The sequence below is a fragment of the Cohnella panacarvi Gsoil 349 genome, from assembly GCF_000515335.1.
GTDB lineage: Bacteria > Bacillota > Bacilli > Paenibacillales > Paenibacillaceae > Cohnella > Cohnella panacarvi.
This window is the reverse complement of record NZ_KI911563.1, coordinates 2,114,715-2,135,264: the sequence shown is the minus strand read 5'-3', so window position 1 is coordinate 2,135,264 and position 20,550 is coordinate 2,114,715. Positions and strand designations below refer to the sequence as shown.

Below are 20,550 nucleotides of genomic sequence, written 5' to 3'. Positions count from 1 at the left end.
CCGCAGCGCGAGCCCGATAAGCGGCACCACATGCCGATAAATAGCCGACCCCGCAGCGCGAGTCCAATTAGCGGCACTACATGTCGCTAAATCGCTGCCCCCGCAGCGCGAGTCCGATAAGCGGCACTCCGACGCCTCGCGAATTACTTCTTCTTGCTAACCGAGAAGATGACCGTCTTCGTCGTCGAGTCGACGATGATCTGGACCGCGTCGCCGGCGATAGAAGTTTGCGAGGAGCTGACGGGCTTGCCGGCCGCGACTTTCGAAGTCGTGTCGGCGAACAGCGTGCGGAACGTCGAGGCATCGTAGCCGAACAGGAAGTTAGAGAACAGATCGATCGCTTCTTGATTGCGGGCGAGCGCGCCGTCCCGCAGGCGAACCGTAATGCCGTACGCGTCGTACTGCGGATCGAGCCACAGCGTCGTCTCCTCCGTCGGCTTCGCCGATCCGGCCGGCTGGGCAATCACCTCGTCCATCTCCGTCTTATCCTTGAACAGACGAAGCTTCGTATCGAGCAGATCATGGTTCGCGCCGCGCAACGTTCCCGCTGCCTTCAATACGTCGTAGGCGTCCCGCATGCGTTGGTCCGGGAACGTGACGGTCCTCGCCCCGCCGGCGGTCGGCACGGATAGCTGCAAGCCTCCCGTCGGCGCGGAGACCGCGATACGCTGCTTCTTATCGGTCAGCCGATTCAATACCGCGAGCGCTTCGGCGCGGGTTACTTTGTCTCCGACGCCGAAATTACCGTTCGGGTAGCCCAGCATAATGCCCTTGACGAGCGCCTCGGCGATGAATTTCCGCTCTCTCTCCGTCGCGCTTTGCAAATCTCCGTAAGACCGGGCCGTCTGTTGGCTAAAGGCCGAATCCTCCAGAAACTCCGTCTCCTGCAGCGTATAATATACGATCTCCGCTACGTTCTCCCGCGTCATATCGCCTTGGAAGTCGCTATACCGGCTCTTGTTCAGCAAATGCAAATCGCTGGCGACGTCGATGTAGGGCTTCGCCCAATAACCCGCCGTTACCGGCTTGAAGTCGTAATACCGATAATCCTGCATCAGAATCGTCTGATTCTCCGCGCTCAAAGATTGCACGAAGCTTGTGCTCCAGCTTCGTTCGCCGTCCTGATGCAATTCCGTGTACGAGAGAACGAGCATCTTGATGAACTGGTCGACCTTCACCGGGTCGTTGGGCTTGAAGGTGCCGTTCGGATACCCGTCAAGTATGCCTCGATCGACCATCGCCGCAATCGTTCGTTCCGCCCAATGCCCCTTAATATCCTTGAAAACGGGGATCGTCGCCTGCGCGAATGCCGAAGTCTGTACCGAGTTTGCGAGTAACAAAGCCGTTACCCATAAAGTTGCCGTTCGTAGCCGCATGCTATTATAATGCCTCCTGCCCCTATCGTTTCCAATCAACACCACTTAGCTAACCATATTTCGGATAGGGCTGGAAACAGGCGATACGCCTAATATTCCCGCCGACTTAAGTCGGACAATAAGATGGGGCTGGAGGCACGGAAGCGTTGCGGGACGCGGGTTTGAGGCGGGAAAGCGCGACGAAAGCAAAAAGCTCCGACCCCCCGGATTTCCGGGGATCGGAGCCATGAACCATAGGCGCGTTACGCTTTCTGAGCCAGCCCAGCTTCGATTTCAAGCTTGCGCTGCGCGCGATCGGCATCTTTCAAGAGCGGACAGTTATAGCATTTAACCCCGTTCTCGCGACGATAATACATGCAGCAGGACGAACGAATCATCGTTTTCGTCCCCGGTTTATAGGGACTATCGAGGTAAACGGGCTTATGGTCGAACGGATTGCCGCGTTTGCGGTTGAACGTAGCTGCCGGCAATCCGGCCAGTTGTTCGAAATCGTCCTCGATCCGCCTACGCTTCGGACCTTGGGGCGTATTCTCGCGAATGAAATCCATCATGAACGCCGCCCGCGTGCCGAACTGATTCCAGATGAGGTCGGGCTTCAAGCCCCCGGCAACCGCAATCCTCTCGATGAGCGGATTGAACTCGTACCGGAAGTAACGTTCCCATTCTTGCGCGACGGCGGCTTCTCTCTCGCATGGCGTCCCCGCGGGGAGCTCCGTCCACTTCAGCTCATGCAGCTTGAATACGATCTGGGCATATTCGTTATGCATCACGAGCTGCACGGTCAAGTTTGCCGGCGATAAGTCGAGCACGCGGTCGTACTGGGACATCATCAACTGTTTCGTCGAGGCTAGTCCGAAGGCTGCAAGACCCAGGAACGATACGGGAAGCTCCATCCCGATCGCCTTGAGAACTACGCTGCTCCGCTCCAGCAAATCTCTCATGACCGCAGGATCATCTATGAGTTCGTTCGCGGACACCGTATAAGCGGGTTGATCCGCGCCATGCGTCGATATATGGCAATATTTCTCCATGAAAGTTAAATCCATCGTTATCCCGCCTGGCCATAAGAATGAGAATCATTATCACATATAAACTAACAATAACGCCACGGCCGGGGAAAGTCAATGTCGAGATAACGCCGACGGGTCACTTAAAGGTTCGGTAAAAAAGCAAAAGAACTAGGGACTAAGTCTCAGGGAAAGAGTATAATATGGGACGGACAAGTGTGCGCGGATCTTTAGATTGTTAGTTCATGGAAGGCGGGACATTGTCGTGCTGCAAGGACTTAGAAAGAAACTATCGCCATTGAATACGGTCGTATGGACACAATTCTTAAGCGCGTTCTCCGATAATTTGAATTTTTTCCTCGTGGTGGGGATGGTCAATAGACAAGAGGTGGACAATCCGGACGGGGTTGTTACGTACATCCAAATGGCGATTCTATGCGCCTATGTGCTGCTTGCGCCGCTCGTCGGAGCTTTCGCGGATAAGAAGGCGAAGTCGCGCGTACTGTTGCTCGGCAACGCCCTTAAGTCCGTGGGGATACTCCTGTTGTTGTTTGGCGTTCCGCCCGTGCTGTGTTATTTCTTCGTAGGGATCGGCGCGGTCGTGTATTCTCCGGGCAAATACGGGATTCTGTCGGAATTGACGAAATCCGAAGGGGAGCTGCTGAGGGCGAACGCTTGGGTAGAAGGCTCGACGATCTTCGCGATATTGACCGGTACCGTTGCCGGCGGATTACTGGCGGCCAACTCGGATTTGCCGGCGATTCTCGTCTGTCTGTTCATCTACTTGCTGTCCTTGGCGATGACGCTGCTTATCCCGGCCAAAGCCGGAAATCCGAATATCGATTACAAGAAGTCCGCCGGCCAATTTTTCAGCGATATGACGATCTTGTTCCGCAACCCTAGGGGAAAATTTTCTCTGCTGGGCACGAGCGCGTTCTGGGTTACCGCGGCTGTACTGCGCATTGCGCTCATCGCGTGGCTTCCCGTTAATCTCGGCATCGAGGATACGGACGAGCAATCGATGATTATCGGCGCGACGGCTTTCGGGGTCGTCGTGAGCGCGGTGTTGATTCCGAAGCTCGTGCCGGAAGGCAAGCTGTATCGCTCGTTCTTCTACGGGATCGTCATGGTGGCCTCGGTGATGGCCGCAAGCTTCACGCATCACGTAGCGTTCACGGTATCGCTGCTCTTTATTACGGGAGTTATGGGGGGCATATTCCTTATTCCGCTAAACACGATGCTTCAAGAAGAAGGCAAAACCGCCATCGGCTCCGGCAGGACGATCGCGGTTCAGAATTTCGTGGAGAACGCCATTACGGTCGTCGGGTTAGGCATTTACTTGTTCCTTACCGAGATGGATATGTCGGTCAATTGGGCCGTTATCGGCATGGGTTGCGTACTGACGTTGTTCCTCTTGTATTTGTCCACGCAGTTCGGGACGATCCGCGCGACTTATTCGCGCAAGGAAACGACGTGAACGAGTCCGGAGCCCGCGAATACTTTAATCATGGAGTGCGAGGCATCGTATTCCGCCCGACCTAGACCTACGTCTGTGGACGGCTCCGAGCCGAGGACGTAGAATAAATCGTCGGCAAGCGTGCGGACGCACACGTCGCGCTCGTCTTGGGACAGACTATTCCAGTCGCTTATGTCCATCTCGAACGCTTCGTAGAATTGCGGGACGGTCGATATCGCGTTTACTAAATCGTCCAATATGCGGTCGTAATCTCTTGAATAGGCGATGGCCATGGGGTTGCCCCTTTCATTTTTACAACATTATACGCGACGCCGTTTTCTTTAGCCAATTTATCGTATATCCGAATGATAGGGATAACCAACCTTTAGATGTGTTTCCTATGAGATATACTTTCATACGCGATACCGTTTCGCTATAATATTGAGGTCACGGAGGTGGATGGATTGCGTGAACGAGTCGGCGGATGGCTGTCTAAGCCGTTTGTGTTTTTCTCGATAATTATGTTGTTCAAAATTTATTTGGTTAAAATCGTCGTTTTCAACGAGAGCTCCTACTGGCTTCCGCTGATCACGGACATTCCTTCCGTCTGGGTGTTCTTCGCGTTGATCGAATGGTTCTCGCCCCGCCGAAAATTCGGCTGGTACTTGACGGTTAACCTGCTGCTGACGAGCATCTATTTCGCTGTCATTATGTATTTCAAATATTTCGGAGTTATCGTAACTTATCATGCGCTCCAACAAGTAGGTCAAGTGACGGAGGTCAGAGGCAGCGTGATGTCGCTGCTGCATCCGTACTTCCTGTTTATATTCGTGGATATCGTCGCGTTCCTGCTGCTGATGTTCAACCGTAAATTCCGCGCGTGGGGCAAATCTCTCGCCGTGCGGGAATCGAAGGTTATCGTTTCCGCGATTTTCGGCGTAACGCTGGCGGCCAGCATCGCGAACATATGGGTGCATCGGGACACCATCAATGAGCTGAATCAGGCGCAGAACATGGGCATTATCAACTATGAAGCGAACGCGATCGTCGCCAGCGTGGGCCAAGATTTGGGGGATCCGAGTCTGGTGACGCCGGAAGCGATATCCGCTCTTAAGAAGCTCGGCAACCCGCAAGCGCCTCTGTATTGGGGGCAAGCGAAGGATAAGAACGTCGTCATTATACAATTAGAAGCGTTCCAGAACTTCCTGCTCGACGCGAAGATCGACGGCCAAGAAGTTACGCCGGTATTGAATCAGCTCATGAAGGAGCACTTTTACTTCCCGCACTTCTATCAGCAAGTCGGCCAGGGCAACACGTCGGACGCCGAGTTCGTCGTGAATACGTCGTTCTACATTCCGCAGCACGGCGCCGCTTCGCAAGATTACGGCAACGCGGCGCTGCCGAGCATGCCTAAAGTGTTAAGCGCCAACGGCTATCAGACGGCCACGTTTCATACGAACGACGTGCAGTTCTGGAATCGAAAAGAGTTATATAAAGCGCTCGGCTTCGATAAATATTATGATGCGTCCTATTACGGGGATGAAGACCTCGTGTTCTTCGGATCGTCGGACGAAGTGTTTTACGACAAAACGGCGGATGAGCTGCTGAAGATGAGCCGAAGCGGCAAACCGTTCTATGCGCAATTGATCTCGATGTCCGCCCACCATCCGTTCGATATTCCGGAGCGCAAAGTCAGCTTTAAGCTGCCCGAACGATACGAGGATACGCTCGTGGGCGACTATATCCAAGCAGAGAATTACGCGGATTACGCGCTCGGACAATTCTTCGATAAGCTGAAGCAGAACGGGCTATGGGACAAGACCGTGTTCGTCATATATGGAGATCATCTCGGCTTGCCGCTTTATACGCTGTCGCATCATGAGAAGAAGCTGATGGAGGAAATATACGGTCGGCCGTACGGCATCTCGGAAATGCTCAACATTCCGCTTGTCATCGCTGCCCCGGGAATTACCGAGCCTAAGGTGCTGGAGCAGACGGGCGGACAGGTGGACATTTTCCCGACGATCGCGAATTTGCTTGGCGTCTCGCTTAAGGACCACATTCATTTCGGTCAAGATTTGCTCAACGAGACGGATAACTTGCTTCCGCAGCGCTATTATTTGCCTTCCGGTTCGTTCGTCAACAATAACGGTATTTTCGTTCCGGGCTACGATTACGAAGACGGCACGGTTTATCCGTTCGATGGCGCGAAGCCAAACGGCGCGGATACGACCGAGGACGAATTCAATCGGGCGCTGGAGCTGCTCAGACTGTGCGATAGCTACGTCGGAAATCTTCCGAATCACGATTGAACCGAACCGTAGAGAGATTAGAAGGATAGAAACAAGGGGGTAACAACATTGAAACTGAAGTTGCAATCGATCGATTGGAAAAGGTACGCGCCGCTCTTGTCGATGCTCGTCTTCCCGTTCCTCGGCATGATGTACGCCATGACGAATAGTCCGTTGCCGGACCAGGAAGCTTCGCTGTTGATTACGAGCGTCGATCACGCGATTCCGTTCATCAAATATTTCGCGCTGCCTTATTCCATATGGATCTTTTATATTTACGTCTGCCTCGTGTATTTCTTCTTCAAGGAACCGAACGCCTATTACCGCGGGCTGCTGACTTATATCGTCTGCGCTCTGATCTGCTACATGATCTACACCGTATTCCAGACGACGGTGCCGCGTCCGGAAGTAACCGGCAACGATCCGTTCGCCGCGTTGATGCGGTATATCTATAATCGGGACCAGCCGTTTAACTGTTTTCCCAGCATCCACTGCTTCTCCAGCTACATGGTGATGAGGATTTTGTGGACCAGCTCGTTCCGCAACAAGTGGAACATGATCCTGATCACGGGGATGTCCAGCATCATTATTATGTCCACTCTGTTCGTGAAGCAACACGTTATTATGGACGCGCTCGCGGCCATTCTGCTCGTGGAGCTCGTCATTCCGCTGATCATTCTGCTCGAGCGGTCGTTCAGAACGGTCAAACAGCGTCAAAGAAGCACGTACGAAGCATAAAGACAAGAAGCCCGTCACCGCGGGGAGCGATCTCCGGCGTGACGGGCTTCTTTATGAGTAACCATGCCTTAACGGACGGATAATTGGCACATTCGAAGGTAACCTTGCTTGATCTGCTCGGGCGTATAGCCGAATTCCTGCTTCATGTGGAAGTATCCCGCCGGCGACATCGAGCAGATAAGCGCATGCGCGGTTAGCTTCGTATCGATCAGGTTGGAAACTTCGGGACCGATCATCTCGGCCAGCAGTCCCGATATTAGCTCTCTTAGCGTCTTATACAACGGGGTGTGGAAGAAATTGCCTCGCGTGTCGTCGCAAATGATTTTCGCTTCCATCGTAACGACGATCAGATCGGCTTTCTCTTCGATCGCGTCGATCCATCTGTTCAGCAATCCGCCCAGCCGTTCGACGGGGCTCAGGCGAGTATGGTCTCTTAAATAAGCCTTGAATTGTTCGATCAATTGCTCGCTGAAATCTTGCAGCAATTCGCTGCACAGGTCGCCTTTATGCGCATAACGGCGGTATAAGGTCGCTTGTCCTACGCCTGCTGTCTTGGCGATTTGATGCATGCTTACGCTATGAACGCCATGCTGGTTAAAAAGGGATTGAGCCGTTTGCAGAATGAGTCTGCGATGCTCGATCGCGTCTTTGCGCTCACGTCGGCAGGACATGTTGACACCTCTCCTCGCACAAAAAAATAACGTTGTGTTCGTATTGACTCTCAAACGTACGTGCGGTAACATTTGGATTAAGCGGACAATTGTCCGTTTAATTAAGAGAGCTACCGAGAATAGCGTCCGTGTCTGTATTGTATCGCGTCCGTAATAGAGCGGTCAACGAACAGGCGAGAGAGACGGCGGTCGTGCGCTCTAATCATGGATAGGAGGTTTACTATGTCATCTGCAACACAACCGGCAGCACCCTCGGAGGATGCATCGCTGCGCAGCATTATCGCTCCTTTGATTGCCATCATCGTCGGTATTTTCATGGTTATACTGGACGGTACGGCCGTTAACGTCGCTCTCGAGAAGCTGATCGTCGAATTCAAGCTGACCGATTACTCCGTCGTTCAATGGACCGTTATCGGTTACGCGCTGGCGCAAGCCGCGGTCATTCCGCTGGCGGGCTGGCTGTCCGACCGATTCGGCGCCAAGCGTATATTCTTGATCTCCATCGGCATGTTCACGATCGGGTCGCTCTTGTGCGCGCTCGCCACCAACGTGGAGATGCTGATTACTTACCGGATTATTCAAGGTCTCGGCGGCGGCGTGGTGATCCCGATCGCGATGGCGTTCATCTATCGATTGGCTCCGCCAAGCAAAGTCGGTATCGTCATGGGGATGATGGGCATCCCGATTCTGCTGGCACCGGCGCTTGGCCCCGTGATCGCGGGCGCATTCGTCGAACACGCGTCCTGGCAGTGGATTTTCTTAGTTAATCTCCCTATCGGCGTCATCGGCATCTATTTCGGCATCCGCACGCTGCCTAACATTGGGCGCCAGACGGTCGCGACTCTCGATTCGCTGGGCATGATCCTTGGACCGCTCGCTTTCGCGGCGCTCGTGTTCGGAGTCTCCAAGGGCGGCATCGACGAAATCACCGGCGAATCCAAGTGGGGCAATACGGATACGCTTGTCGGGATCGGCATCGGTCTGATCGCTCTGGTCCTGTTCATCATCGTTGAATTGAGAAGGAAGAATCCGCTGCTTGAGCTTCGCGTATTCGGCTCGGGCAACTTCTCGAAAGGGATTGTCGTGCAATGGGTGTCGCAGATCGCCATGTTCGGGACGATGTTCCTTGTACCGCTGTATCTGCAGCGCGCACTCGGCCATTCGCCGCTCGAAACCGGGCTGATCATGCTTCCGCAGGCGCTCGCTTCGGGCTTATTCATGCCGATCGGCGGCAAGCTGTCCGATAAGATCGGCGCGCGTCCGCTCGTTATCGCGGGAATGATCCTGACGACGGGCTCTGCCTTCCTGCTCTCGAACCTATCGGCGGGCGACAGCCTGATCATGGTGATGATCCCGCTCGCTATGCTGGGCGCAGGGATGGGCTTGTTCATGATGCCGCTCAATAACCATCTGATCCAATCCGCTCCGGCGAACCTGGTCGGACGCGTGACTTCCTTGACGAACGCGGCGCAGCAAGTCATGATGTCATTCGCCGTAGCCGTGCTTACGACGATTTACGCGACGAAGCTCAATAACATCATGACAGACAAAGGGCAGGGCGCGCGTCCGGAGCTCGCCGACTATACCGACGCTTTCGGTCATACGTTCTTTATCTTGATCTTCGTTGCGGTAGCGGGCGGCATACTCGGCCTTATGCTATCGAAACCTAAACCAATTGAAGGCGAAGAGAAGCGATCCGCGGATCTTCATGCGATGGTAGGCTAAATAAATTGGACGGCCCCCGCAGACTCGGTCTGTCGGGGGCCTTGATTATTTGTAGCGCAACCGCGCGATTCTTCCTGAATTCACTTGCACGAACACAACGACGGCCCTACCTCTCCATCGTCATTGCGGCTCCTAGGCCGCGCCAGTGAGAATTCGTGTTTCCTTCCAGCAGCCGATCTTCATAAAGGATTGTGTTTGCTTTGGTAAACGGAGGAATATTGCCCAAAGAGGAAAAACCTGAGGGTTACTTGCTTCTACGAAATCTTATTATACGGTATTGAACTGAAAATGTAAATGAAAAGTAATTCATTAACAAAATGGACCGTTTGCGTACAAGCCTGCGAGATTTGTCTCTTGCAGGCTTATTGTTATCATGCATGTCGAACGCGGCTGCGCTGTATATATTACCAACCGGTACCGCAAGAGGGTGAGTCAGTTCGAGCCCGACGAAGGTTCATTTTCATCGAGGAGGCGTTCGCATGCGGCAATTTGCGGCTTTGATCCGAGAATTGAGAGCATGGTTGGTTCAGGTGCCTTTCGTAAAAACGTTGATGCCGATCCACCTGCACTTGCTGTTCGGCGGCGTATGCGTGCTTTTCGCGAGAAAGTTGTTGTATGAGCTCGTCTCTCCGTCAAGCTATGATACGCTGCACAACCTGTTTTACGATTTTCCGCTCGATCTGCTGGCGTATTACTCTTTCTTCGCCGGTTTTTGGTTGACGCTCATTTCCCGGGACATTAGACTTCTTCCTTACGCGATGTGGGCGTACGCTTTCGTAACGCTGTTTCCCTTCGAATCGCTCGGGCTTGCGCATTATGTCAGAGCGGCGATCTACGTCGTTGCAGGCTTCGCGCTCTCCCGCTATTCCGCCTCTTCGTACAACAACACCGAGAAGAGAACGGCGGTGTTCTGATTAGATTGCCAAATTCAAGAATGCGTGTATAGTATTATACAATAAGCTTCAGCTTACGGATTAGACCGCCAATAGAAAACCCTCGGTTTACGGTGCTATAAAGGCACGGGGCTGACCGAGGGTTTTGTTGTGTTAGCGTTGCTCGTACGAGATCGTTAACTGGAGGCGAAGAGGCTGCCCGGGGTTAACGAGAAGCAAGTCCTTCTTATGATTCAGCGCTTCGTTCAGCGCTGTCCAAGGCTCCACGCAGACGAACGGCTTGTCCTCGATGGACCATAAGACGACGTATCGGAACTCCTCGCTGTAGGTCATTCGCACGAATCCGCCTTTACCGTTGAGAGGAAAACCGACCTCCGGTTTACGCGCATCGAGCAAAGCGACGGACTCGACGCGGCCTTGCAAATCGAGTGCGCCATGAAACGGTTTTTCGTTATTGTCGTTATAGTCCAGTATCGTCGCAGCGTCCGTCTCGTAGGCGAGATGTTTGCCGTCCGCGGCGAAGTACGGGTGGAACCCCGCAACCATCGGCATCGGCTCGTCCGAGCCGTTCGAATAGAGCTGTTCGATCGTAAACTTTCCGTCCTTAAGGCGGTACGTAAAGCGAAGTTCGAACGCGAACGGATAGGACGCCAAAGTCTCTTCGTCGCTGCGGAGAGAGAACGTGGCGTATGCGCCGTCGTCCGTACCCGTCTCGATGACCTGCCAAGGCTTTATGCGGGCGACGCCGTGATTCCTCATGGCATAGACGGCGCCGTTCCATTCGTATTGCCCGCCCGCCAGTTGTCCGCAGATCGGGTACAGAATCGGAATTCCGCCGCGTATATTCGCCTGCGGATTCAAGAACGTCTCTCGGTCAAGATAAAGGAGTTCCTGGTCTTGCAACCGGCAATGGGTCACGATCGCGCCGCGTTCGGGGCAGAAGACGACTCGGGATCGCGTCGCGGCGTCGGTCAGTTCGTAAAGCGGATAACCGTCGACGAAAGTGTTTATGGCATAGTTCGCTTGGTCGCGCATGTCGATCCTCCCGCGTGAATGAATTCATCATTCGTCATTATAACAGCAATGGAATGACGTCTGCCGAAATGAGATGAGTAATTATTAATTAATCACATGAAGGAAATGTGAGTTTGAAATGGAATGTTTATAAAATAAGGTAATTATTCTCATTTAATAGTTGAGCGGAGGCGTGAGAATTTGACGATTAGAAAACCCTTTCTAATCCCTTTCCTGATCGGACTCGCCATGGTCGCGGCCTATTTCCTATGGCCGGGCGTTTGGCGTAAAGAAGGCTTCGAAGGCTTAATGGTAAACAATGTATTGCAAACCGCGGCGTCGCTGTTCTCGGCCGTGGTCATTATGTATGCGTACTATTCCTCCGATAAGGAAGCCAAATTTTTAAAGTTCTATGGGCTCGGTTTTGTTGTAAACACGCTAGCGTTAGCCATCTGGACGTGCGGAACTTATAGTCGTAACACCGAGCCCAATTTCATGGGTATCCCCGAATGGATCTGGGTAGGGCAGCATTTTTTTTACGTTGCCGCACTCTATCATCAATATTTGGACCCGTTTCGCACCAAGCGCTCCAAGCTCATCTTCGTACTCGACATGCTGCTTTTTTCAATGGTTGCATCTACCTTATATTGGGAAATCCAATTTATTCCGGACGTATTGGAAAACGAGCTTTCGGACTACTTCCTCTGGATAAGCAAGTTGAACGCCTCGTTTAACGCGGTTATCGTGCTCCTGTTGATCTACTTAAGCATGAACAATGGCAGACGCTCGCCTAGCATGGCCGCTAGCCTGACGTTTATAGCCGGGTTTATTTTAAGACAAATCGGCAATACGACGATTTTATATTTTGCGCCTCTCTCCGATAACGGGGAATGGTCTTGGATCTCGGACATGAGTTGGTTCATGGGCTCGATTCTGATCGGGATCACGCCGCTATTGGTTATCGGAAGGAATTTCAACGAGATTCGGGTTGCTCCTACCTCGCGGGCTTCGCACTTGGTGCGACGGTACGGCACCATCGTATTGGCCAGCATCGCTCTGATCGCGATCGTGTGCACGCTAGGCAAGTTCACGCCGGTCAGCGTCGGCGCCATTCTTACGATCGTGTTGCTGGCCGTCCGGCTGTCGGTTGGAATATGGGAGTTGGAAACCGTCGATATCGCCTTGAAACAGACGGGGGTGAACTATCGCAACTTCGTGGAAAATTCGCTTATCGGGGTATTCGTCGAGCAAAAAGGCGAGTTGGTTTACGTAAACCGCCATGCCGTGCTCATATTCGGCACCGATGCCGGAGAGATGCTAGGCAGGCCGCTGGCCGACTTTATTATTCCCGCAGATCGCGAGCGTCTGAAGCGGGAATTCCCGACGTTGAACGAGCGCGGTTACTCCGCCCGGCTGCGCGTCACGGCTTGCAAAGAGGACGGCACCGAAATCTTCTTGGAGTTGCAGGCGTATTCCGCTTACTACAAAGGCAAGTCGGCCATATCCGGGACGATTCTGGACGTGACCGAGAACAAAATGTCGGAGCAGCTGTTGATTCGCTCGGAGAAGCTTTCGGTCGTCGGCCAGCTGGCGGCAGGCGTCGCGCACGAAATTCGCAATCCCCTGACCGCTCTCAAAGGCTTTACGCAGTTGCTGTACAAGGACGCCGACCGCAATCGCAATTATTACGAGATGATGCTCGTCGAACTGGAACGGATTAACTACATCGTCGGAGAGTTCGTGCTTCTGTCCAAGCCGAACCAATGGAAGGCGATCGTTCCGTCCTGCATGTACAGGATGCTTGGGGATATTATCCCGATCATGGAGTCTCAGGCGATTATTACGAACGTGAGCATACATGTCGATCGGAGCGAGAATCTTCCCGACGTGCGGTGCGACATCAATCAGATCAAACAGGTTCTGATCAATCTGATGAAGAACGGGATCGAAGCGATGCCGGACGGCGGCAACCTGCACATACGGGCATGGCATGACCGTTCGGGATACGTCGTCATCGAAGTGGAGGATCAAGGGGGCGGAATTCCGCAGGAAGTCATCAAGAGACTGGGAGAACCCTTCTATACGACCAAACAAAGCGGCACCGGGCTCGGATTGACCGTGTGCTTTAAGATCATTCAAGCTCACGGGGGAGCGCTGACCTTTACGAGCCTGCCGAATCAAGGTACGGTCGCCAGCGTGAGGTTGCCTGTCGAAGGTCCTGCCGAAGAGCTTCGGGTCGGTTAACCTGATGAATGAAAGGCGAAGAATTGTCCATGATAGTACGGGACATTCCAACCAGAAATTCCGAAGGAGTCGATCGAATGAGAATCAAGTTATGGAGAACGTTGCTGCTGGGGATGAGCATCGCGCTCTGCGCGGCGCCTCTGGCAACGGCGGCACAAGCGGCGCAAGACGAATGGCAATTGGCGAAAAAGACGAGACCGGGTTTAACGTTGCCGATGGCGAAGTTTAAATGCGACATGCAGCGGCTATGGATCGACCATGGGAATTGGACGCATAAGTACATAGTGAGCGCGATTGCCGGCATGGAAGATAAAGATAAAGTGCTGGCAAGATTGCTTCGCAACCAACAGGATATCGGTAATGCGATCAAGCCTTACTACGGAGAAGACGTCGGCAACAAGTATGCAAGCTTGCTCACGGAACATATCGTTCTCGCGGGCAAACTAATAGACGCGCTGAAGAGCGGCAACCAAGCCGATGCCGAGAAAATCAATAAGGACTGGTACAAGAACGCCGACGACATCGCCCGCTACTTGAGCGGGATCAATCCGAACTGGACCTATCAGGATTTGAAGGCGATATGGGAGCGTCATCTGGAGTTCGTGGCGGCGCAAGCGAAAGCCAGATTCGCCAAGGATTGGGAAGCGGACATCGCCGCATTCGATAAAGGCGAAGATCACCTGATCAAGTATGCCAATACGTTGTCTACAGGGATCGTAAAGCAGTTCCCGAATAAGTTTCAATAACATGCGATGCGACCGTCCTTCCGGGGGCGGTCGTTATTCGTTTGACCGGAGAGATAATATCGGTTACCATAATCGTGTGAATAAACGCGTGTTTATAGAAGGTGAATAGATGGGTAACATCGGCATTAACGCAACGGAAATCGCTAAGATCGCAGGAGTGTCGCGCAGCACCGTCAGCCGGGTTATTAATAACTACGCCAACGTCCCTCCGGAGACGCGGAAGAAAGTCATGGAGATCATCGACCAGCATCGATACGTTCCTAACTTGTCGGCGCAGGTGCTCGCCGGCAAGAAAACGAGGACGATCGGCATGTTTATGATCGAGAAGGGTCACGTGGCCGGCGACTTTATCTCGAACATGCTGCTCGCCAGCGTGATAGAAAGCGCTTCTTCCCATGGCTACTACGTGTTGACGCACATCATTCGCGGCCGTTGCGACTCGGATAGCATCCGGGGAGTGAAAGATATTTTCTATCAGCGGCGGATCGACGGCGGATTGTTCTTCGGAGCGGCCGACGACGAGCCTTTCATCGAAGAGCTCGTCTCCGAGGGCTTCTGGGTCGCTAGCGTAGATCAGTCGTTCGAGGGACGCGAGGAACAGCCTAACCGGATGGTAGGGGACCTCAATAACGAATGGGCGATGAAACAAGCCGTCTCGCACTTGGCGGCGCTGAACCATCGGGAGATCGGGCATATCGGGGGCGACTTGAAACGTTACTCCGGGATCGCGAAACTGGAAGGTTTCCGTAAAGCGATGTCGGAATGCGGTCTCGGCGTTAACGAGGACTGGATTCTTCCCGGCGGTTTTCACGAAGAAATCGGGTATGAAGCCATGAAAGGGTTCCTGGCGAGCGGCAAACGGTTGCCGACGGCGATCGTCATGGCGAACGACAGCGTCGCGTTCGGAGCGGTCCGGGCGCTGCGCGAACACGGACTGGACGTCCCGCGCGACATCTCGATCGTCGGGCTTGACGATCATGCGTTAAGCGCCAGATTCCAGCCCGCGCTAACGACGCTGAGAGTCGACTTCGCCGGTATGCTGGAGCAATTGACGACTTCGCTCGTCAAGCACATCGAGAAGAAAAAGGTCGGCGCCGAGAAGGTTACGGCAGAAGTGCATTTGATTGCAAGGGATTCCTGCAGGAACCTAACGTAGAGGAGAATCGAATATGGACAAAGGCGCATTGGGGAATAACGTCATTACTCAGATCGGATTGCTCGTGCACGACATCGAGAAGACATCGCAAGCGTACGCGGACTTCTTCGGAATGGAGAAGCCGCAATGGTTCTGGACGGACGTCGCAGACGTCGCTCGGACGGAGTATCGCGGAAGCCGCTCCGAGGCGCGCGCCAAACTCGCGTTTTTCGATATGGGTTCCTTGCAGTTGGAATTGATCGAACCGGATCATGAGCCAAGCACATGGCGCGAATCGCTGGATAAGAACGGCGAAGGGTTTCATCATATCGCGTTCGGCATTAAGGGCATGAAAGAGAAGATCGCGGTCATGGAAGCCGGAGGGATGCCGCTATTGCAGAAAGGCGAGTACACGGGCGGCCGTTATGCTTATTTGGACTCGTTCCAAGAGTTGAAGGTGCTGATCGAATTATTGGAAAACGACTAACGAACGGACGGAGGGAGCGCGCATGAACTATCTGATTACCGGCGCCGGAAGAGGATTAGGATTGGAGCTGACGAAAGCGGCCCTGGAGCGCGGTCATTCGGTCATTGCTTGCATAAGAGAAACGGCGGACGCGACGGGAGGGCTATTGAAGCTGGCCGCCGAGCATGAACGGCTGCACATCGAACGGCTGAACGTCACTCACGAAGAGGAAGCGATGCGGCTGGCGTCCAAGCTTGCCAAGGACAACGTCAAGCTGCACTGCATCATTAATAATGCGGGCATTCTGCTTGCCAGGGACCATTCGATCGAGACGCTGCCCATGCACTCGGTACGGTTATCGTTCGACGTCAACGTATACGGACCGATGATCGTCGCGAAACACCTATCGCCGCTATTGGCCGATAACGAGGGCGCTAGGCTGCTTAATATTTCGTCCGAAGCCGGCAGCATGGCGATGGCTTACGGCGGAGATTTCCCGTATGCGATGTCCAAGGCTACGCTGAACATGTTCTCCATCCAATTGAAGCATCTGTTATGGAAGCGCGGCATTCGCGTCTTCGCGATCCACCCCGGTTGGATCAGGACCGATATGGGCGGCAATAACGCGCCGTTGTCCGCTGGGGAGAGCGCCCAAGGCATCTTGGATATTGCCGACGGCACGACGAAGATCGCGGACGAGCTCGTCTTCGTCGATTACACGGGACGTTCCATGCCGCTCTAAATTATATGGCGAAAGCAGGTTTGTGAAGAATGAAGCAGATCGTAGCGATCGTAGGCGATTATTATCATCGCGAAGCCGATAGCAATGCTTCTTTGCTGGCGGCCTTGAGGTCGAAGGCGGACGCGGGCGAAGTGAACATCCGGTTCGTCGGCAGAGAACAGCTTGTCGAAGCGTTGGCCGAACGTCCGGATGCGGTGATCTTGTTCGCCGAGGACCGGCTTGCTCCGGAGCGGGACGAGAACGCGAAGTGGATGACGCCGGAGGCGGCCGCGGAGATCGTGCGTTACGTCGAGGCGGGGGGCGGATGGCTTGCCTGGCATTCCGGGCTCGCTTCTTACGACCCGCAAGGCGAATACGTGAAGATGCTAAGAGGACATTTCCTGATGCATCCGAGCGAGCATCAGCCCGTAACGTATACCGGGGTTGGCGGCAGCTTCGAGATTGTCGACGAGCATTATTTCGTCGAGTGCGACACGGAGCGGACGGAAGTGTTCTTGCGTTCTTCATCCATCGACGGCGAGTCGATCGCCGGATGGAAACACGCTCACGGAGCGGGGCGCGTCGCTTGCTTCACGCCGGCTCATCGGCCGGAGGGGCTGCTTAACGAGAGCGTGCTTAAGCTGCTCGAACAATCCGTCGTCTGGTGCGCGGGCAACTAACTTATGTTTGTAACGATAACGGCATGCGCTTAACTAGCGCTGCCGTTATTTGTTGTACGCGCCGCACGCCTTCATCAATACATCAGCTCGCCGAGGGGGCCGTTCTCGTCGATAATATCTTGGATCGTGAACACCGAGATCGGGAAGTACGGGAAGCCCCAAGCGTATGGCACAATCTCGTATAACTGAAAATAGATGACGAGCGATTTATCGGCGATATAGTAGTCTTGGTCGGGCGTAATGCCGGGGTATTCGACGAGCAGCGGCAGCTTCCTACGTTTGATCTGCGCCTGGATCAGCTTGTTCAGCGTCTTCTCGTAATTGCTGCCCGGCTTAAACAGCTCGGACAACGTATAGCTGCGGCCCGTGTCCGCGTCGAAGGTGAGCGAGCGTTGCAGCGTATTGCCGTGAGCGCCCCCGGTATAGGCGTAGTTAAGCAGCGACAAGCTGAGAACGCCGCGCTCGTTCGTCTTGATCTCGAACGTTCCTATCATCTCTTGGATGTTCTCGCTCGGGTATCCTTGATCCTTCATCAATTCGCGGGCGGCCGATTCGATCGCTTTGTTCATGGTGTCCGCGGCTTCCGGCGTCGTGCCTCCGGCGACGTAGGGGATCGATACTTTGACGTGATCCTCCTGCATTGCGTGGATTTCGATCGGCAGCATTAAAGTTTGGCCGTTCATCGGAACCTCTCCTTTTCTCCTAGGCGGGTGTCAATCTAGCGTATGCGGCGGAAGAACGGGCGGTGAGCGCGGCGAGAATATCTACGGGCCGAATGAATGCTCCGGTTGTCCATGTCCTAAGACTGTGATAGGCTGAAAGCTAGTTATGTCAATAGATTGGAGAGGTGCAGAGATGGCTGATTTGCCGAATTGTCCGGAATGTAGTTCCATATACACGTACGAGAATGGCGGGTTGCTCGTCTGCCCGGAGTGCGGCCATGAATGGGTAAGCGGCTCGGAAGCCGAAGCGGAAGGCGCTAAGGTGGTCAAGGACGCGAACGGCAACGTGCTTAACGACGGAGATACCGTGACCGTCATCAAGGATTTGAAAGTCAAAGGGAGTTCTTCGGTCATCAAGATCGGCACCAAGGTCAAGAACATCCGATTGGTCGAGGGCGATCACGATATCGATTGCAAAATCGAAGGCTTCGGGGCGATGAAGCTCAAATCCGAATTCGTCAAAAAAGTGTAATCGCCGTGAACGACAACAACCTCCCCGAACGAAGGTCGGGGAGGTTGTTCTGTATCGACCGAGCGAATAATTAAGCCGAAGCCTCTGCTCCGGTCTGCGCGCGCCCGCCGGAACCGATCCAGGAAGCTTTCCAATCGCGCTGAACGATCAGCAGCATGACGACGCAGAAGATGGCGACGCCGCTCAGAATCAGGAAACCGGTCGTGTAGCTGCCGGTCGAATCCTTGATGTTGCCGAGAATTTTCGGCAGGAAGTAGCCGCCCAGACCGCCGGCCGCGCCGACGATGCCGGTAATGATGCCGATCTCTTTGCGGAAGCGCTGCGGGACGAGTTGGAAGACGGCGCCGTTGCCCATGCCAAGCATCATCATCATGATGAACAGAAGCGCGGTGATGACGGAGAGAGCGGGAAGCGTCGATATGCACGCGAGCATAACGGCAACGCCGGTGTAAAGCATGAGCAGCATCCGGATGCCGCCCAGACGATCCGCTAACCAGCCGCCGATCGGACGGAAGAAGCTGCCGGCTATGACGCACAGCGTCGTGAAGTCTGCTGCGCGAACGGCGGACAATTCGTATTGCGTATTGAAGAAGATCGTTAAGTAAGTCGACATGCCGACGAAGCCGCCGAACGTAACGCTATACATGATGCAGAACAGCCACGTGTCTCGTATCGAGAACATTTTCGCGTAGTCTTTGACTTTAGCGGGAGCGGGTTGGTTCGGGCTGTCTTTCGCGAATATCGTGAAGATTGCGAAGACGAGAATAATCGGAATCAAGGCGAGGCCGAACACGACGTGGTAATCTCCGTAATGCGTCGCGATCCGGTTCGCGAACAGAGTCGCGAAGACGGTGCCGCTGTTGCCCGCCCCGGCGATGCCCATGGCGAGTCCTTGGTACTGCGGCGGATACCACCGGCTGGCCAGCGGCGGCGAAGCTGGCGCCGGAGATGCCGAGCATCAAGCCGACGAAGTACATATCCTGCAGGCTATCCGCGAACAGCCAAGCGTAAGTGAGCGGAATCATCGTCAGCAGCATGCCGAGCTGGCTTGTTTTCTTAGGTCCGATGCGATCCGTCAAGAAGCCTAAGACGAGCCGGAGGATCGAGCCGCCGAGGACGGGCAGGGCGACGAGGTTCGCTTTCTGCGATGCGGTCATGTTGAAATCGTCCATCATGACGACGGCGAGCGGACCGAGCAGTACCCAAATCATGAAGCTTACGTCGAAGTACAGAAAAGCGCTGATCAGAGAAGGTTTGTGCCCAGCTTTCAAAAATCCTTTTCCAGCCATCGGAATCTCTCCTTTGTGTTTACCGCCGCGTTATGATCTGTTGGAAGCGGTTTTACGCTGCACAAGAAAAGCCGGAGCTGTCGATGTGATCGACTGCATCCGGCTTCGTTGCCTGGCTACGATACGCCCTTGTATCGTATGTCCGTTAATCGTTCGGTAAAGAAATCGCATGATTGCTTGGTTCAACAGGGTGACGGCAGCGGCTTCGTCGCCGTAATCCGTCCCCTCGATCGAGGGTGATATCGCCATTATATGTGCGAAGTTAGATCGATGTCAACATAATTAACACAACAATTTCATTAACCGTGAATGAGCTGATACACCTTGACGATCGAAGCGGCGACGTCGCCGATGCGCTTGCGCTCGTTCATCGCTTGCTTGCGCAGAAAATCGTAAGCATCCGATTCGTTGATTCCTTTGATTTCGCATAGGATCGCCTTAGCCTGGTCGACCCATTTCCGCTCCTCCAGCCGCTGGATGAGCTGTTCTTTCTCCTCGTGCCACCGCCTGCGTTCATTGAAGGAGCGTTGCGCCCATTGAAGCGTCCAATCGATTTCCACGGGGGTCATATGCGGGAACAGAATCCCGTCGAGCGCATAGCCCCATTCCGGTTCTCTAGGAATGCGCGTCTCCGCGCACAACCAGAGGATCGGAAGCTTGCGGATGCTGATCACCGTCATTTGCCGATCTTTCAGCTTCGCGTAAGGGACGTGAAGAATGACTGACGACGCCATCGGGAGACCGCCCCGCAGCTCGGCTTCGTTCCTGGCCGATGACCTGCAGTGGCCCTGCAGAACGGCAACCGGAGCGGGGTCGACGCCCTCTTCCTGCCACAACAGCGGTTTGCTCATGATTACTCCTCCTGCCGAAACGCTTATGTAATATAATATAACATAGGATTCCG

19 protein-coding genes and 1 pseudogene are annotated in these 20,550 nt (G+C 54.0%); 12 read left to right on the top strand and 8 right to left on the bottom strand.

What is annotated here, in order from left to right; all coding sequences use genetic code 11:
* Positions 1-143 precede the first annotated feature (143 nt).
* Both COHPA_RS0110220 and COHPA_RS0110215 read right to left on the bottom strand, forming a co-directional pair.
* Entirely contained in the window at positions 144-1,376 is a 1,233-nt protein-coding gene (locus COHPA_RS0110220; protein ID WP_027086081.1) for an S-layer homology domain-containing protein, read from the bottom strand.
* Between the two features lie 242 nt (positions 1,377-1,618).
* Positions 1,619-2,422: a (2Fe-2S)-binding protein gene (locus COHPA_RS0110215; protein WP_027086080.1), complete on the bottom strand. Its 804-nt coding sequence runs from the start codon at positions 2,420-2,422 to the stop codon at positions 1,619-1,621.
* Positions 2,423-2,648: 226 nt separating this feature from the next.
* Here COHPA_RS0110215 and lplT point away from each other — a divergent pair, with 226 nt between their 5' ends.
* Complete coding sequence (gene lplT, locus COHPA_RS0110210) at positions 2,649-3,860, top strand: lysophospholipid transporter LplT (protein WP_027086079.1); 1,212 nt, start codon at positions 2,649-2,651, stop codon at positions 3,858-3,860.
* Here the strand turns inward: lplT and COHPA_RS0110205 are convergent.
* On the bottom strand, positions 3,836-4,132 hold the full coding sequence (locus tag COHPA_RS0110205) for a hypothetical protein (RefSeq protein ID WP_027086078.1): 297 nt from the start codon (positions 4,130-4,132) through the stop codon (positions 3,836-3,838). The genes lplT and COHPA_RS0110205 overlap by 25 nt on opposite strands.
* 171 nt (positions 4,133-4,303) lie before the next feature.
* Here COHPA_RS0110205 and COHPA_RS0110200 point away from each other — a divergent pair, with 171 nt between their 5' ends.
* Both COHPA_RS0110200 and COHPA_RS0110195 read left to right on the top strand, forming a co-directional pair.
* A complete protein-coding gene (locus COHPA_RS0110200) occupies positions 4,304-6,151 on the top strand; it encodes a sulfatase-like hydrolase/transferase (protein ID WP_027086077.1) in 1,848 nt (615 codons plus the stop codon).
* 48 nt (positions 6,152-6,199) lie between these two features.
* Complete coding sequence (locus tag COHPA_RS0110195) at positions 6,200-6,868, top strand: phosphatase PAP2 family protein (RefSeq protein ID WP_027086076.1); 669 nt, start codon at positions 6,200-6,202, stop codon at positions 6,866-6,868.
* 68 nt (positions 6,869-6,936) lie between these two features.
* Here COHPA_RS0110195 and COHPA_RS0110190 read toward each other — a convergent pair whose 3' ends face one another.
* Complete coding sequence (locus tag COHPA_RS0110190) at positions 6,937-7,539, bottom strand: TetR/AcrR family transcriptional regulator (RefSeq protein WP_027086075.1); 603 nt, start codon at positions 7,537-7,539, stop codon at positions 6,937-6,939.
* A 222-nt stretch (positions 7,540-7,761) separates the two neighbouring features.
* Here COHPA_RS0110190 and COHPA_RS0110185 point away from each other — a divergent pair, with 222 nt between their 5' ends.
* Together COHPA_RS0110185 and COHPA_RS0110180 are read left to right on the top strand one after the other, a co-directional pair.
* On the top strand, positions 7,762-9,264 hold the full coding sequence (locus COHPA_RS0110185) for a DHA2 family efflux MFS transporter permease subunit (protein WP_027086074.1): 1,503 nt from the start codon (positions 7,762-7,764) through the stop codon (positions 9,262-9,264).
* A 479-nt stretch (positions 9,265-9,743) separates the two neighbouring features.
* Entirely contained in the window at positions 9,744-10,178 is a 435-nt protein-coding gene (locus COHPA_RS0110180; RefSeq protein WP_027086073.1) for a hypothetical protein, read from the top strand.
* Between the two features lie 132 nt (positions 10,179-10,310).
* On the opposite strand, the gene COHPA_RS0110175 is transcribed toward COHPA_RS0110180, so the two are convergent.
* Complete coding sequence (locus COHPA_RS0110175; protein ID WP_027086072.1) at positions 10,311-11,192, bottom strand: aldose epimerase family protein; 882 nt, start codon at positions 11,190-11,192, stop codon at positions 10,311-10,313.
* A 180-nt stretch (positions 11,193-11,372) separates the two neighbouring features.
* Between COHPA_RS0110175 and COHPA_RS24385 the strand changes: the two genes are divergently transcribed.
* The 6 genes from COHPA_RS24385 (at position 11,373) to COHPA_RS0110145 (ending at position 17,163) form a co-directional block, all read left to right on the top strand.
* Entirely contained in the window at positions 11,373-13,415 is a 2,043-nt protein-coding gene (locus tag COHPA_RS24385; protein WP_027086071.1) for an ATP-binding protein, read from the top strand.
* Between the two features lie 77 nt (positions 13,416-13,492).
* Positions 13,493-14,161 carry a hypothetical protein gene (locus COHPA_RS0110165; protein ID WP_027086070.1) on the top strand — a complete coding sequence of 223 codons (669 nt, stop codon included), beginning with the start codon at positions 13,493-13,495 and terminating at the stop codon, positions 14,159-14,161.
* A gap of 109 nt (positions 14,162-14,270) precedes the next feature.
* The gene (locus tag COHPA_RS0110160) at positions 14,271-15,317 is read left to right on the top strand and encodes a LacI family DNA-binding transcriptional regulator (protein WP_027086069.1); all 1,047 of its coding nucleotides are present in this window, start codon (positions 14,271-14,273) and stop codon (positions 15,315-15,317) included.
* Positions 15,318-15,330: 13 nt separating this feature from the next.
* A complete protein-coding gene (locus COHPA_RS0110155) occupies positions 15,331-15,783 on the top strand; it encodes a VOC family protein (RefSeq protein WP_027086068.1) in 453 nt (150 codons plus the stop codon).
* 22 nt (positions 15,784-15,805) lie between these two features.
* Complete coding sequence (locus COHPA_RS0110150; RefSeq protein WP_027086067.1) at positions 15,806-16,504, top strand: SDR family oxidoreductase; 699 nt, start codon at positions 15,806-15,808, stop codon at positions 16,502-16,504.
* 29 nt (positions 16,505-16,533) lie between these two features.
* On the top strand, positions 16,534-17,163 hold the full coding sequence (locus tag COHPA_RS0110145) for a ThuA domain-containing protein (RefSeq protein ID WP_027086066.1): 630 nt from the start codon (positions 16,534-16,536) through the stop codon (positions 17,161-17,163).
* Between the two features lie 74 nt (positions 17,164-17,237).
* Here the strand turns inward: COHPA_RS0110145 and COHPA_RS0110140 are convergent, their stop codons facing one another.
* On the bottom strand, positions 17,238-17,846 hold the full coding sequence (locus tag COHPA_RS0110140) for a DUF3298 and DUF4163 domain-containing protein (RefSeq protein ID WP_027086065.1): 609 nt from the start codon (positions 17,844-17,846) through the stop codon (positions 17,238-17,240).
* A 172-nt stretch (positions 17,847-18,018) separates the two neighbouring features.
* Between COHPA_RS0110140 and COHPA_RS0110135 the strand changes: the two genes are divergently transcribed.
* Complete coding sequence (locus COHPA_RS0110135) at positions 18,019-18,357, top strand: zinc ribbon domain-containing protein YjdM (protein WP_027086064.1); 339 nt, start codon at positions 18,019-18,021, stop codon at positions 18,355-18,357.
* 70 nt (positions 18,358-18,427) lie between these two features.
* Here COHPA_RS0110135 and COHPA_RS23340 read toward each other — a convergent pair.
* Positions 18,428-19,529: pseudogene (locus COHPA_RS23340) on the bottom strand (MFS transporter).
* 416 nt (positions 19,530-19,945) lie between these two features.
* Complete coding sequence (locus COHPA_RS0110120) at positions 19,946-20,497, bottom strand: ANTAR domain-containing response regulator (RefSeq protein ID WP_027086061.1); 552 nt, start codon at positions 20,495-20,497, stop codon at positions 19,946-19,948.
* Positions 20,498-20,550 lie beyond the last annotated feature (53 nt).

Bases quoted from the DNA above. Each gene is read 5' to 3' on its own strand.
- COHPA_RS0110175 (WP_027086072.1), bottom strand. From the start codon at position 11,192: ATGCGCGACCAAGCGAACTATGCCATAAACACTTTCGTCGACGGTTAT.
- COHPA_RS0110150 (WP_027086067.1), top strand. From the start codon at position 15,806: ATGAACTATCTGATTACCGGCGCCGGAAGAGGATTAGGATTGGAGCTG.
- COHPA_RS0110220 (WP_027086081.1), bottom strand. From the start codon at position 1,376: ATGCGGCTACGAACGGCAACTTTATGGGTAACGGCTTTGTTACTCGCA.
- COHPA_RS0110185 (WP_027086074.1), top strand. From the start codon at position 7,762: ATGTCATCTGCAACACAACCGGCAGCACCCTCGGAGGATGCATCGCTG.
- COHPA_RS0110190 (WP_027086075.1), bottom strand. From the start codon at position 7,539: ATGTCCTGCCGACGTGAGCGCAAAGACGCGATCGAGCATCGCAGACTC.
- COHPA_RS0110155 (WP_027086068.1), top strand. From the start codon at position 15,331: ATGGACAAAGGCGCATTGGGGAATAACGTCATTACTCAGATCGGATTG.
- COHPA_RS0110165 (WP_027086070.1), top strand. From the start codon at position 13,493: ATGAGAATCAAGTTATGGAGAACGTTGCTGCTGGGGATGAGCATCGCG.
- COHPA_RS0110145 (WP_027086066.1), top strand. From the start codon at position 16,534: ATGAAGCAGATCGTAGCGATCGTAGGCGATTATTATCATCGCGAAGCC.
- COHPA_RS0110160 (WP_027086069.1), top strand. From the start codon at position 14,271: ATGGGTAACATCGGCATTAACGCAACGGAAATCGCTAAGATCGCAGGA.
- COHPA_RS0110140 (WP_027086065.1), bottom strand. From the start codon at position 17,846: ATGAACGGCCAAACTTTAATGCTGCCGATCGAAATCCACGCAATGCAG.
- COHPA_RS0110120 (WP_027086061.1), bottom strand. From the start codon at position 20,497: ATGAGCAAACCGCTGTTGTGGCAGGAAGAGGGCGTCGACCCCGCTCCG.
- COHPA_RS0110205 (WP_027086078.1), bottom strand. From the start codon at position 4,132: ATGGCCATCGCCTATTCAAGAGATTACGACCGCATATTGGACGATTTA.
- COHPA_RS0110180 (WP_027086073.1), top strand. From the start codon at position 9,744: ATGCGGCAATTTGCGGCTTTGATCCGAGAATTGAGAGCATGGTTGGTT.
- COHPA_RS0110215 (WP_027086080.1), bottom strand. From the start codon at position 2,422: ATGGATTTAACTTTCATGGAGAAATATTGCCATATATCGACGCATGGC.
- COHPA_RS0110135 (WP_027086064.1), top strand. From the start codon at position 18,019: ATGGCTGATTTGCCGAATTGTCCGGAATGTAGTTCCATATACACGTAC.